The sequence below is a fragment of the Saccharothrix sp. HUAS TT1 genome (assembly GCF_040744945.1).
Lineage (GTDB): Bacteria > Actinomycetota > Actinomycetes > Mycobacteriales > Pseudonocardiaceae > Actinosynnema.
This window is the reverse complement of record NZ_CP160453.1, coordinates 4,668,858-4,682,610: the sequence shown is the minus strand read 5'-3', so window position 1 is coordinate 4,682,610 and position 13,753 is coordinate 4,668,858. Positions and strand designations below refer to the sequence as shown.

Sequence of the window (13,753 nt, the reverse complement as noted above, 5' to 3'; positions counted from 1 at the left end):
GGGGAGCACGGTGGTGGCGAATTGCGCCACCACCGTGCCGCCCGAGGGGCGAGAAAAGCGGTCCGACGATTTTCGTACTACGCCGGTTCGGTTGCGGTTTGGGGGGTTGCGGTGGTGGTGTCGTCGGTGACGACCGGGGGCTTGAGGTAGCTGGTGGCCCAGGCGACGGCGATGGTGATGACGGCGAAGATGACGGCGGCGATGATGGGGGCGGAGGCGTTGTAGTTGTCGATGGCGATGCTGCCGGCGAAGGCGCCGAGGGCGATGCCGACGTTGGCGGCGGAGACGGGCAGGGATTGGGCGAGTTGGCCGCCGGGGCCGGCGAGGCTGATGACGCGGACCTGCAGGGAGGGGACCATGCTGTAGAAGAACAGGCCCCAGGCGAGCAGGGCGAGGGCGACGAGCCAGGCGACGGTTCCGACGAAGTAGAGCAGCAGCAGGGATGCGGCCAGGCCGATGGAGCCGATGATGAGGGTGCGGGAGGCGTTCCAGTCGGCGAATTTGCCGCCGCGGAAGGAGCCGATGGCGGTGGCGACGCCGTAGGCGAGCAGGAAGGCGCTGAGCCAGGCGCCGGAGATGCCGGTGACGTTCTGCAGGAAGGGGACGATGTAGGTCAGGGCGGCGAAGGTGGCGGAGAAGACGATGAAGTTGAGGAAGAGCACGGCCAGGACGCGGGGGGCGAAGGCGTACTTGGCCTGGTGGGCGGCGCCGCCGCCGGCGGGTGGGACGCGGGGGACCAGGGCGATGGTGGCGAGCAGGGTGATGACGGCGCCGACGACGATGGCGACGAAGGAGCCGCGCCAGCCGAGGGTCTGTCCGACGAGGGTGCCCAGGGGGACGCCGAGGGCGCCGGCGAGGGAGACGCCGGAGACGACGATGCCGATGGCCTGGCCCATGCGTTCGGGGGCGACGACGGCCATGCCGGCGATGAAGGCGCCGGCGATGAAGAGTCCTTGTGAGGCGCCGATGAGGAAGCGCACGATCATGAAGACGGCGTAGTCGGGGGTCAGCACGGCGACGAGGTTGCAGGCGACGAACAGCGCGACCGAGCCGATGAGGACGAGTTTGCGGTCGAGTTTGATGGTCAGGGCGGTCAGGACGGGTCCGCCGATGGCCAGGCCGAGGGCGTAGACGGTGACCAGGTTGCCGGCGGCGGGGATGGTGACCTGCAGGTCGGCGGCGATCAGGTCCAGCACGCCGACCACGAGCAGTTCCCCGCTGCCCAGCACGAACATTCCGAGGAACAGCGTGGCCAGGACCAGGTTGGCCCTGCCGGGGCTCAGCGCCGTTTGCTGGGTACTCATGTGCACTTCTTCCTTGTCGCTGTTGCGTGTCGCTGACGCGTGGTGATCGGTGCGTGCGGTCCTGTCACGCGGGGGGCGGCAGGGGCCGGGCGGGTCGTTCCGCCTCCGTGCCCGTTCCCGACGCCCGATCCCGCGTCCCCGCGGTTCCGTGGCGCCCGTGCCCTCCGGCCCCGCCCATGCCCACGGGTGCCTCCGCAGGTCGCAGCGGGGGGGTGACCCAGTCGCCGAGCTAGACTATAGGGAGCCATCCCTAACATGGCAATCACGGGGGCGGACGCGCGTCGAACCGCTGCTCAGACCCGCTCCCCGAACCAGGAGCAACCGGACACCGCTTCTTCCGCCTTGCCCTGTGGCGGCCGACTCCGGACCGGCCGGCCCCACCGCCCCGACAACCTCGCCGAGCAGGCACGGACCGGTCGGGATGATCGTCACGACCGTCCCGCGGCGGTCCGGAACGGCGGAATAGGATGGTCGACGAGGACCCTCCGAACAACTTCCACAATGCGCAGGACCAACCATTTCTTCGAGAATGCGCAGTTAGCTCCGCACACCGATCGGGTATTCCACAGACATTGCCCGGCCGTCCCGGGGATTAGTAGCTTGAAGCGATCCTCGGACGAAAGGCAGCGCGCGCATGCAACCGTTCCGCATCGAGATCCCACAGGCTGATCTCGACGACCTCGACCGCAGGTTGGCGCAGACCCGGTGGCCGGACGAGGTCCCGGGCGTCGGCTGGGCGCGCGGCGTCCCCGTCGGCTACCTCAAAGAGCTCGCCGAGTACTGGCGAACCGGGTACGACTGGCGCGCCATGGAGGCGCGGCTCAACGCGCTGCCGCAGTTCACCACCGAGATCGACGGCGCGAACATCCACTTCGTGCACGTCACCTCCCCCGAGCCGGACGCCACCCCGCTGCTGATCACCCACGGCTGGCCCGGTTCCTTCGCGGAGTACCTGGACGTCATCGGCCCGCTCACCGATCCCCGCGCGCACGGTGGCGACCCGGCGGACGCCTTCCACGTCGTCATCCCGACGCTGCCGGGCTTCGGCTTCTCCGGCCCGCCCGGCGCCGCGGGCTGGGGCGTCAAGCGCATCGCCGCCGCCTGGAAGCAGCTCATGCGGCAGCTCGGCTACGAGCGCTACGTCTCCCAGGGCGCCGACCTCGGGCTGCTCGTCGCCCTCGAACTCGGCCTCATCGACCCGGAGCACGTCGCCGGCGTCCACCTGAACATGCTGGTCACCTTCCCGCCGGACGACCCGGCCGAGATGGCGAACCTGACCGACCAGGACATGCGGCGGCTCGGGCAGCTCCAGCACTTCGACCTGGAGCTGTCCGGCCACGTCAAGCTCCAGGCCAGCCGACCCCAGACGATCTCCTACGCCCTCACCGACTCGCCGGTGGGCCAGCTCGCCTGGATCGTGGAGAAGTACAAGGACTGGACCGACTCGCACCTGGCGCCCGAGGACGCCGTCGACCGGGACCTCATGCTGACCATCGTCAGCATCTTCTGGCTCACCGCCACGGCCGGTTCCTCGGCGCAGCTCTACTACGAGTCCGTGGACCGCGCCAACCAGAACCCCGTCGCGGGCTGGGCCGGGCCCTGGGCGCTGACGATGCCCGCGGGCGTCGCCGTCTTCCCCCACGACATCGCCCCGCCCATCCGGCGGTTCGCGGAGCGGGTGCTGCCCACCATCACCCACTGGACCGAGTTCGACCGCGGCGGCCACTTCGCCGCCGCCGAGGAACCCGACCTGTTCATCGCGGACGTCCGCGACTTCACCCGCTCGCTCAAGCAGCTCTGACGTCGTCCGGATCGACGAACGCGACCGGAGCAACGCTCCGGCCGCGTTCGTCGGCGTGATTACCGCTGGTGCGGATCGAGTTTTCCCGAGCACTGCGCAACGTGGGAGAAGTACCCGAATGCAGCACCGTGCCAGAGTTGTCCACAACCGACGGTGATTGCCGCCCAACCGGACAGCAGGAAAAGACCTGCTGCACGATCCCGAGCGGGGACCGCCGAGTCCGGCGGGAGTTCCACCTCTTACTTTCCTGTCCCTGTCATCGTATCGAGGAGCGCAGATGACGATCAGTGAGGCGCCACCGCAGGTTGACCTCGTCGGCCGGGCGACGGACCTGGTCCCCCTGATCCGCAAGCACGTCGCCTGGCAGGACGAGCACCGGGTCATCCACGAGGACGTGATCCAGGGCATCATCGACGCCGGGATCATGAAGATGCGCGTCCCGGTCCGCTACGGCGGCTACGAGTCCGACGTGCGCACCGTGTCCGCCGTCATCTCCGAACTCGCCCGCGGCGACGGCTCCGTCGGCTGGACCATCTCCACCCTCACCATGGGCTCCTGGCTGGCCGGCCTGTTCCCCGACGAGGTCCAGGACGAGATCTTCGCCGACCCGAACGTCCGCATCGCCGGCGGCGTCAACGCCAGCGGCATCGCCACCCCCACCGACGGCGGCGTCATCCTCAACGGACGCTGGCACTTCAACTCCGGCGCCCCCCACAGCCAATGGGACACCCACTCCGTCCTGCTGGCCACCGACGACGGCGGCTACGTCCCCGCCACCGTCGCCATCCCCATGACCGACCTCACCATCGTCGACGACTGGCACACCGCCGGCCTGCGCGCCACCGGCAGCGTCACCACCATCGCCGAGAACCTCTTCGTCCCCCACGCCCGCGTCCTGCCCATGCTCCCCGTCTTCATGCACGGCCAACACCTCTCCAAGCTCAACGCCGACTCCCTGACCTGGAAACTGCCCTTCGTCCCCCACGCCGTCGCCGTCACCAGCTCCTCCGCCCTGGGCATGGCCAAAGCCGCCCGCGAAGCCTTCTTCGACCGCCTCCCCAACCGCAAGATCACCTACACCGACTACGAACACCAGGCCGACGCCCCCATCACCCACATCCAGGTCGCCCAGGCCGCCGTCAAACTCGACGAAGCCGAATTCCACGTCCACCGCGCCGCCGAACGCCTCGACACCAAGGCACACACCGGCCAACCCTGGACCCTGGAGGAACGCGCCCTGGGCAAGATGGACGCCGCCGCCGCCTGCCTGCGCGCCAAGGAAGCCGTCGACATCCTCAACACCGCCAGCGGCGGCTCCTCCATCTACTCCGACCAACCCATGCAACGCATCGAACGCGACATCCAAGCCCTCAACCTCAACGGCGTCCTGCACCCCAACACCAACCTCGAAACCTACGGCCGCATCCTCTGCGGCCTCGAACCCAACACCCCCCTCCTCTAACCCCAAACACATCGACGCGACCATGCGGCCGGAACACCCGGCCGCATGGTCGCGTCGGTGTGCGGCGAGCCCGTCCTCCCGGAAAGGGCGTGCTCCGAACCGGGACCGTTGTTAGAGTGCGCGAGCCGGCCGCGGGACTCCGGTGCGACTTCCGGAACCCGCTTGGTAGCGATGATTCGCTGTTCGCGCCCCCACTCCCCGGCCGGCCCCGACACCACTCCCGGAGCGTGGACGCATGGACGCCCTCACCGCCGACGACATGCTGATGTTCATCAACGCGGCGACGACGTCCACCGCGCAGCGCGAGTTCCACGGCGGCGCCGACGAGCAGCGGCTGTCGCTGGACTTCCTGCACGACTACGTGATCGGCAACTACCGCGACCTGTACGCCGCGGCGCTCGCGCTGGACATCAACGACCACAACGCCGCGCTGATCGTCCGCAAGCTGCTGGCGACCAGCGGCGACGCCACCGCCGCCCAGCGGCGGGTCGAGGGCCGGCTGATCGCGCGCCGGCTGCGGGCGCTGCCGCCGCAGCGCGTGTACGACCTGTTCCGCGCGCTGCGGCGGGCGCGGGTGAACAACCGGCGCACCCGGGCGATCATCCGCGACTGGTTCGCGGGTCGGCCCGACCCGGCGTTCGACGCCGTGAAGTACCGCACCGGCGTGAAGCTGGCGCTGCGGCACGCGCACGTCGCGCCCGGCGGCGAGCTGGGCCCGTTCCTGTTCACCCCCGGCGACCGCCGCCGCTACGACACCCCGCTGCTGGAGACGTGGCGGCGCGCGCACTACGAGCAGGCGTCGGTCTTCGGGCTGCCGTACACGGTGGCCGAGGGGTTCGCCGCCAAGCACGGGATCGACCGGTCGGCGTTCCTCAAGCGCATCGAGCCCCGGATGACCCGGCTGGAGCGGTTGCGGGCGCAGGGGTCCGCGCGGCGGGGCGAGGTCGTGGTGGCCGTGGACCTCGGGTCGATGCCGCTGACGCGCCTCGCCTCCTACGTCCTCGCCCTGCCGGTGCCCGAGCGGGTGGAGCGGCGCGACGAGCTGACCGGCGCGCTGCGCGCGGCGGCGGTCCGGGCCGCCGGGCGGGACGCGGGCCGGTGGGGCCGGGTCGCGGCGGTGCTGGACGACAGCTTCTCGGCGTCGGGCTCCGGGCAGAAGCGCCGCCGACCGCTGGCGGTCGCGCTGGCCTGCCACCACCTGCTGGCGGAGCTGGCGGCCGACTACGTCCCGCTGTGGACGTCCGGGCGCACCGACGCGCTCCTGTCCCACCCCTTCGGGATGACGCCGCTGGGCATGCGGGTGCTCGACGCGCTGGACCACGCGCCGGACCGGCTGCTGATCGTGTCCGACGGCTGGGACAACGCGCCGTACGGGCTCGCGTCGGAGGTGCTGCGGGTGTGGCGGGCGAAGCTCGACCCGGGGCGCCGGGTGGCCGCGGTGCACCTGAACCCGGTGTACGACGCGGTCGACTTCGACGTGAAGCGGCTCGCGCCGGCGGTGCCGACCGTCGGCGTGCGCGACGCGGAGGACGTGCCCGCGCTGGTGGAGTTCGCCCGGTTCACCGAGGGCGCGACCGGTTTCGCCGAGCTGCGGGCGCACTTCGACGGCCGGGTGGCCCGGTTCCTGGTGGAGGGGTGATGGCGGAGCTGGACCTGACCGGGCTGACCACGCGGCCGGCGCAGGTGTGGGGCGGTGTCCGGCTGGTGCCGCTGACCCGGGACCGGCCGATCACCGGCCTGCGGCTGCACGCCCGCCCCTACGGCGCCGCGCCGGGGGTGGTCGAGGTGGACCGGCGCACGCGCTACGTGTCCTACATCCCGCACGGCTTCGTGGCGACGTGGACCGACGACGACACGCCGGTTGCGACGTACGGCACGCAGCTGGGGCGGGGCGACGCCGGCGGGCCGCCGCGCGGCGTGCGGATGCGCTTCCACCGCCGGACGGCGCGGCGGGTGGCGCGCAACCGCCTGCGGTTCCTGCCGCTGCACCTGGCGGTCGAGGGCTACCTGGCGCTGCACTTCGGCGGCCCGGCGGTGGTGTGGGACGAGTGGTCCCAGCGCGCCGTCCGGCACGGCCTGTCGCCGCGCGTGGAGGAGGCTTACCTGGGGAACGAGGTCACCGGCCTGGTGGACGCGCTGAAGCACTTCGAGATCCACCCGGGCCAGTGCGGCGTGCTGGTGCACGTGGCCGACGCGCTGGCCGCGGCGTTCGTCGTGCCCCACCCGGACGACTACCGGGCGCTGCACGCCACCCTCGTGCAGGACCTGTACGGCGAACTGGTGCACCACTACGCGACCCTGGCGATGCCCGTGCCCCCGTTCGACGTGCGGCTGCCCGACGACGTGGCGTCGTTGGCGGACCTGCGCGCGGCGGCGGTGCGGGAGCAGGAGTCGTGGGCGGACTTCCACGACTCGGGGATGGCCGGCGGCCTGCTGGGCGGGAACTACGCCATGAGCCGCGTGTACCGGATGGGCGGCTACACGCTGTCCCGCTTCCTGCCGGCGTTCCGCCAGAAGGAGGAGAACCACATCGGTGAGCTGATCACCGACGACGGCGGCCGCACGGCGTACCTGAAGACCTTCCGGCTCTCGGAGGCCCAGGTCCGCCGCGCCTACCTGCTGACCACCCTGGCGGCCAACGACTGGCACCTGGCGACCACCGCGACCGCCCTGGGCATCACCGAACCGCAGCTGGGGCTGCGCTTGCAGACCGCCGGGTTCGGCGCGCTGCTCCGCGAGGACGTCCTGGCCCGCTACCGCGCGCACCGATAACCGGCTCCCGGCCGCCGGGGTAGCCTCGGAGGTCGGCACGGCGAACGGAGATGGGCGATGAGCGGTGACCAGGAACCGGTGATCGACGCCGAGGTCGTGGAGCACGAGCCGGCCCCGCCGGTGGCGCCGCCCGGCGACTACACCGACGACGGCGTGCCGACCTTCGAGCACGTCAGGGACCGGATCGAGAGCCGGGTCGCGACCAGCGCCGGCGCCGGTGAGCTGGCCGGAGCCGTCCCGGAGGCGAAGGCGGTCGAGGACCGGTTCGAGGCGCGTCGGCAGGCGGGTCTCGACAAGCTCGAGGAGATCCGCCGGTCGATGCGGGGCGACAGCGGGGCGTGACGCCCCCGGTCGGCCGTCACCGGTCCGGCGGGCCTTCGTCGCCACCCGGGTCTCGACGCCGTCCAGGAACCGGTCCACGCCGAAGCTGAGCGCGGGCGGCAGCGCCTGCGCACCGGCGGGCTCGGGAGCCGAGCCAGCCTCGGCGTCGTGGACGGCGGCCAGGGCCGGGTACTCCTCGGGGTCGGGGTAACCGGCGGGGGTCCGCGCCAGGTCGGCCTCGCCCGGCGGCTCCCCCTCGTCCGACCGGCGCCCGGCAGCCATGTCGATGCTGATCTGCGCCACCCCGCGGACGACCGCGGTCAGGTGCAGGGCCGCCGCGCGCGCCTCGCCGCCCACCAGCCCGGCCGCCGGCAGGGGCCGCAGCAGGCGGTCGAGCCAGGCGAGCTGGTTCGGGCCCACCGGCGCGTGGTCGAGCGGGACGCGCGGCACCCGGGGCGCGCCCCGACCACAGCAGTTCGAGGCTGCGCCGGAGGTCCGGACCGCCGTTGTCCCGTGTCGCCATCCACCATCCCGTCCGCGAGTGACACGCTCCCCGCCGGCTCCGCCGCGCGCAACCCTGGTGGCGCCGACCCTGGATCGTGCCGCTGATGCTGGTGGCCGCGGCGTTCCGGTCTTCTCCGTGCCGCCCTACCTGACGTTCGACCCGGCCCTGTCCCGCCTCGAACCGCCGGCAGGTTCCGGCTGGGCCGGCAGCGCCGCTTCGGCGACCACCGCCGGTGGATGTCGCGCAGCTTCGCGCTCACCATGTCGATCGTCCTGAGCCGGATCGTCAACGTGGTGGCCACGAGCGCGCTCACGCCCCGGCCCGCTGCTGTTGCTGCTGCTCGCGGACTGGCTGCTGGAACGGCGCAGGCAAGCGCGCTGACGGTCCCCGGTCCGAACGGGTGCGGCCCGCCTCGTCCTCGGGACCTCCGAGGGCGAAGCGGGCCGCGCGTGCCCGGTCAGCGGGCGGCGTGCTGCTGCGCCACCTCCGCGTCGGTCAGGGCGCGGTCCACGGCGCGGACCTCGTCGACCGAGCCGTGCCAGAAGTCGCCGCGCGCGCCGGCGTACTTGGCGCGCCCGATGGCCAGCGGCCCGGTGCTCACCTCGTCCGGCCCGATCGGGATCGCGGCGGCCCGCACGCCGTCGACGTACAGGCGCGTCTCCCCCGCCGCCTCGTCGCGCACTCCGACCAGGTGGTACCAGCGGCCGGGTTCCGGCGTGGCGGCCAGCGTGGCCCGCCTGCCGCCGGGGACGCTGAACGCCCACCTGCCCTGCCCGTACTGGAGGTAGAACGGGTTCTCCACGCGCCGACCGTCCTGGCTGACGGCGGTGGCGTAGTTGCCGGGCAGCGAGTCCATCGCCACCCAGGCGGACACCGAGTACGAGCCGGTGGTGTCGAGCACCGGTCCGGCGGTCTGGGCGTAGTCGCCGTCCCCGTCGAACCGGAGCGCCTGCCCGCGCACACCGGTCGTCCACGCCGCGTCACCGGTGAGCGACACCGGGTCCGCCGCGCCGCCCGCGTCGTCGCCGTTGCCGTCCAGCGACCACGAGCCCTCGCCGTCGTACGTGCGCCCGGCCGCCGCGGCGCCGGCCGCGACGACCCGCCGGTTGACCTCGCGCACCGGACCGGGGTCGACCTTGACCTCACGCCGGTCGTAGGTCCACAGGCCGTTCAGCTCGGTCTCCACGTCGGTGATCTGCGTGTAGACCGAACCGGACAGCTCCGCGCCGGCCGCGTCGAGGTAGAACTGCTCGGTGTTCGACACGTACTTGGCGGTCAGCGCCGCCTTGTCCGCCACACCGCTGTAGATCACGGCCGGCGCGCCGGGCCACTGGTGGCCGGGCGTGCGCAGGGTGAACCCGCCGTGCTCGCCGTCCATCGCGACGCGGGTGGCGTCCGGCCACGCCGGGTCGGTGTTGTTGTAGTCGTGGTGGTCGATCACGTCGCCCTTGCCGGAGTCGCCCTTCGACGCGCAGCAGTTGACGCCGCTGTGCGCGTTGACGACCCGCGACGGGTCGGCGGCCTTGACCGACTCGGTGATCCGGCCGGTCTCCTCCCGGTCCCACTCGCCCCAGCCCTCGTTGAACACGACCCAGCCGATGACGGCGGGCGAGTCGTGCAGCTGCTCCAGGGCACGCCTGCCCTCGGTGAGGAACGCCTGCTGCCCGGTCTCGTTCGTGACGTTGACGTTGACGAAGTCCTGCCACACCAGCACGCCGAGCCTGTCGGCGTGGTAGTACCAGCGGGCGGGCTCGACCTTGATGTGCTTGCGCAGCGCGTTGAACCCGAGGTCCTTCTGCGCCTTGATGTCCCACGCCAGCGCCTCGTCGCTGGGCGCGGTGTTCAGGCCGTCCGGCCAGAAGCCCTGGTCCAGCATGGCCAGCGAGAACACCGGTTCGCCGTTGAGGACGAGCTTCGGGAAGCCGGCGACGTTCCGCACGCCGATGGAGCGCATGCCGAAGTAGCTCTCGACCTCGTCCTCGCTGCGACCGTCCCGCAGGGACACGTCCAGGTCGTACAGGTACGGGTCGTCAGGGCTCCACAGGTGCGGGTCCGGCACCGGCAGGGTCAGGTCGGTGTTGGGCTTGCCGGTGACCGTGCCGACCTTCCGGCCCCGCTCGTCGCGGGCGGTGGCGGTGACCTCGGCGCCCGGCGACGCCGTCGAGGACGACACGCGCACGGCGAGCGTGCCGCTGGTGATGTCCGGTGTGGTCTTCACGTCGTCGATCGACCGGTCCGGCACGGGCTCCAGCCACACGGTCTGCCAGATGCCGGAGGACGGCGTGTAGACGATGCCGCCGGGGTTGCGCGACTGCTTGCCGATCGGCTGGTCGTCACCGGTGGTGTCGGTGACGGCCACGATCAGCTCGTGCCGGCCGCCGCCGCGCAGGGCGTCGGTGATGTCGGCGGTGAACGCGGTGTAGCCGCCGGTGTGCTCGGCGACGAGCGTGCCGTCCACCCACACCCTGGCGTGGTGGTCGACCGCGCCGAAGTTCAGCTTGAGCCGCTGGCCGCGGCCGACGCGCCAGTCGCGCGGCACCTCGAACTGCCGGCGGTAGAACATGTGGTCCTCGTGCCGCTCCAACCCGGACAGCTGGGACTCGACCGGGTAGGGCACGGTGATCCGCTCGGGCAGCCGGCGGCCGAACTCGGGCTGCTGCCCGGCGGTGGCGGCCGAGAACTCCCACTGGCCGTTGAGGTTCAGCCAGTCGTCGCGCTCCTGCTGGGGTCGCGGGTACTCGGGCAGCGGGCGGTTCCGGTCGACGCGCTCGCCCCACTCGGTCATCAGGCGCCGGGTGGAGGTGTTGGTCGCGGTGCGGATGATCCGCGGCACGGTCTCGGCGCCGACGACCAGGCCGCCGCTGCCGTCGTAGGTGACGCGGACGCGCTGCGGCTTCTGGATCGTCGCGCCGAGCCGCACGACGACCTTGGCGCGGTCGCGCCGGTCGACGGTGGCGGACTCGATCGGGAACGGCACCGTGTCGACCTCGACCTTGAGGTGCGACCGCAGGTCTCCGAGGTTGTTCACCCGCTCGTCGAAGACGGCGTCCAACCGCCGGCCGTCCGGCGACACGGTCAGGCCGACCGGGTAGACCGGGAAGTCGGCGGGCGGCAGGAACGCCGACTCCGGCACCGGCTGCTTCGCCAGCGCCGGGGTGGACCAGCGCAGCCGCAGGTTCGCGCCGCCGACGTCCTGGAACAGCTCCATCCGGAAGTCGTGCCGCTCGCCCGCGACCAGGTGGACCGGCGCGCTGTGCTGCTCGACGTCCCAGTCGCCGACCCAGTGGTCGATGACGGGCGCGCCGTCGAGGAACAGGCGGAAGCCGTTGTCGCCGATGGCGTGGAACGTGTAGTCGCCGGTGGCGGGCGCGGTGAGGCTGCCCGTCCAGCGGGCCGCGGTGTGCTCGGTGCGGCCGGTGAGCTGCTGGAACGTGCTGGTCAGGTCGGAGAAGTCGACGTTGGGGTCCAGGGTGGTCCCGCCCGGTTCGGCGAAGTCCCGGGCGCCGGGCGCGGACATCCGGAAGTACTCGCCCTTGAGGCCGTGCGCGGGCGGCGCGGCGGCGGTGGCGGGCAGGGCCAGGACGGGGGTGAGCAGGAGTGCCAGGAGCAGGGCGGACAGCCGCCGGGCGGCAGGGGGCATGGAGATCTCCTCGGGCGCGACTATGAGGCCCATCACAACGTCGCCCATCTATCCACACACATCCGCAAAAGACAACAAGAAGCTCCACAGATGGGAGCGCTCTCGCAACTGGATCGCTCAACCACCGACAAAGGACCAGACCATGGGCGGGTGAGCTAAGCGGTCACGCCTGCTCGGCGGACGTGATGGGCGTGGTCGCGATGGGCGTCAGCGCGACCACCGGGATCGTGCGGGCCACACCGGCCTGGTAGTCGGCGTAGAACGGGTACCGGGCGACCACCCCGGCGAACGCGCGGTCGCGCTCGGCGGCGTCGAGAACCGTCGCGCGGGCGGTGATCCGCTCACCGCCGACCTCCACCGCGACCTCGGGGGTGGACAGCAGGTTGTGGTACCAGTCGGGGTGGCGCGGCCTGCCGTAGTTGCTCGCCACCAGCAGGTAGCGGTCGCCGTCGCGGAAGTAGGTGATGAGGATCGTCCTCGGCAGGCCCGACCGGGCGCCGGTCGTGGTCAGCAGCAGGAGGTCCATGCCGTCCATCGCACCGCCGACGCGTCCCGCGCCTGCCCGGTACTCCTCCAGGACCGCCGCGTTCCAGGCGACGATCTCGTCCCGGGACGCGTCGGCGTTCGGAACCGAGTCGCTGGCCTTGGCGCTCATCCGGCACCCCTCCCCCGGTCGGTCACCGCACCGTACCGGCGCCCGGCGCGCGGGACCCGGACGGCGCCGGGCCCCGCTTCGGGTGGTCAGCTGTTCGCGCAGGTGACCGTCGCGGACGTGCCCGCGCCGGTGGCGAGGAAGCCGAAGGCGACCGAGCCGCCCGGTGGCAGGGCGCCGTTCCAGCCCAGGTTCCGCGCGGTCACGGTCGAGCCGCTCTGGGCGGCGGTGGCGTTCCACGCCTGGCTGAGCCGCTGGCCGTTGCCGAAGGTGAGCGTGGCCGTCCAGGTCGACGTCGTGGCCGGGGTGTTGTTGCGGACGCTCACCTCGGCCTGGTAGCCGCCGGTCCACTGGCTGGTCACCCGGTAGGTCGCGGTGCAGGAGCCCACGGGCGGGGCGGTGGTCGTTGTCGTCGTTGTCGTCGTGGTCGTCGTGGTCGTCGTCGTGGTCACCGGAGCGCCGCCGAGGGCGGCGGTGAGGGCGGGGTACCAGCGGTCGGCCATCTTGCGGAAGCCGGCGTCGTTGGGGTGCACGCCGTCGCCGGTGTCGGTGGCGGTATCGAAGCCGGTCCACTGGTCGACCACGGTGATCGGTGACCGCGCGGTCGTCTTGGAGGCGGCCCAGGCCGGGATGGCGTTGTTGAGCGCCACCACGTGCGTGCACTCCGGGCAGGCCATCGGGATGATCTTCGCGACCAGGACCTCCGTGTTCGGGTTGGCGGCCCGCATCTGGTCCACGAGCTTGAAGTACGCCGCGATGACGGAGTCGACGGGCCGGAAGTTGCCCCACATGTCGTTGGTGCCCAGGTGCATGAGCACGACGTCCGGCCGGGCGGCGGCCAACCACGGGGGGAGCTGGTCCTGGTCAGCGATGCCGGTGGCCGCGTAACCGCCGTGGCCCTCGTGGTCGCCGTCGAACGGCACCGGACACCCGCCGCCGGGCTGGGTGCCCACGAAGTCGACGTTCGTGTACCCGGCCTTCTGCAGCCGGTCCCACAGGTAGGCGCGCCAACAACCGGGTCCCGCGGTGATCGAGTCGCCGAGCGGCATGACCCGGACCGGGGCGGCGGCCACCGGTTGCGCGGCCGACGACAGCGCCGGCTGGACCACCGCGAACCCCAGCGCCGCGATGAGCGCCGCCACGAGGACGTGCGCGACGGGTTTTCTGGACATCTCGTTCCCTTCGAGTGCGCGGACGAGCCCGGCGGCGTCCGGGAGCGCTCCCAGCGAGCTGGCTGGAACCCTCCGGCCCGCGAGCCGAGATCGTCAACCAGCCTGTCCGCAATCGGACAGCCAT

The 13,753-nt window shown here is 72.1% G+C and carries 9 protein-coding genes; 5 read left to right on the top strand and 4 right to left on the bottom strand.

Annotated elements, in window-relative coordinates; translation table 11 throughout:
* Positions 1-77: 77 nt before the first annotated feature.
* Positions 78-1,304, bottom strand: coding sequence for an MFS transporter (locus AB0F89_RS22290; protein ID WP_367127477.1), 1,227 nt, complete (start codon positions 1,302-1,304; stop codon positions 78-80).
* 634 nt (positions 1,305-1,938) lie between these two features.
* Here AB0F89_RS22290 and AB0F89_RS22285 point away from each other — a divergent pair.
* The 5 genes from AB0F89_RS22285 (at position 1,939) to AB0F89_RS22265 (ending at position 7,681) form a co-directional block, all read left to right on the top strand.
* A complete protein-coding gene (locus AB0F89_RS22285) occupies positions 1,939-3,105 on the top strand; it encodes an epoxide hydrolase family protein (protein WP_367127476.1) in 1,167 nt (388 codons plus the stop codon).
* A gap of 277 nt (positions 3,106-3,382) precedes the next feature.
* A complete protein-coding gene (locus AB0F89_RS22280; RefSeq protein WP_367127475.1) occupies positions 3,383-4,567 on the top strand; it encodes an acyl-CoA dehydrogenase family protein in 1,185 nt (394 codons plus the stop codon).
* Between the two features lie 235 nt (positions 4,568-4,802).
* Positions 4,803-6,206 (top strand): hypothetical protein, encoded by a 1,404-nt coding sequence (locus tag AB0F89_RS22275; RefSeq protein WP_367127474.1) that lies wholly within the window; start codon positions 4,803-4,805, stop codon positions 6,204-6,206.
* Positions 6,206-7,339, top strand: a complete 1,134-nt coding sequence (locus AB0F89_RS22270) for a hypothetical protein (protein WP_367127473.1) — start codon at positions 6,206-6,208, stop codon at positions 7,337-7,339. The genes AB0F89_RS22275 and AB0F89_RS22270 overlap by 1 nt, the downstream gene beginning before the upstream one ends.
* Positions 7,340-7,396: 57 nt before the next feature.
* Positions 7,397-7,681 (top strand): hypothetical protein, encoded by a 285-nt coding sequence (locus AB0F89_RS22265; RefSeq protein ID WP_367127472.1) that lies wholly within the window; start codon positions 7,397-7,399, stop codon positions 7,679-7,681.
* A gap of 941 nt (positions 7,682-8,622) precedes the next feature.
* Here the strand turns inward: AB0F89_RS22265 and AB0F89_RS22260 are convergent.
* From AB0F89_RS22260 to AB0F89_RS22250, 3 genes are all read right to left on the bottom strand, one after another.
* Positions 8,623-11,853 carry a LamG-like jellyroll fold domain-containing protein gene (locus tag AB0F89_RS22260; protein ID WP_367127471.1) on the bottom strand — a complete coding sequence of 1,077 codons (3,231 nt, stop codon included), beginning with the start codon at positions 11,851-11,853 and terminating at the stop codon, positions 8,623-8,625.
* Between the two features lie 115 nt (positions 11,854-11,968).
* Positions 11,969-12,460 carry a nitroreductase family deazaflavin-dependent oxidoreductase gene (locus tag AB0F89_RS22255; protein ID WP_367127470.1) on the bottom strand — a complete coding sequence of 164 codons (492 nt, stop codon included), beginning with the start codon at positions 12,458-12,460 and terminating at the stop codon, positions 11,969-11,971.
* Positions 12,461-12,546: 86 nt separating this feature from the next.
* On the bottom strand, positions 12,547-13,629 hold the full coding sequence (locus tag AB0F89_RS22250) for a cellulose binding domain-containing protein (protein ID WP_367127468.1): 1,083 nt from the start codon (positions 13,627-13,629) through the stop codon (positions 12,547-12,549).
* Positions 13,630-13,753 lie beyond the last annotated feature (124 nt).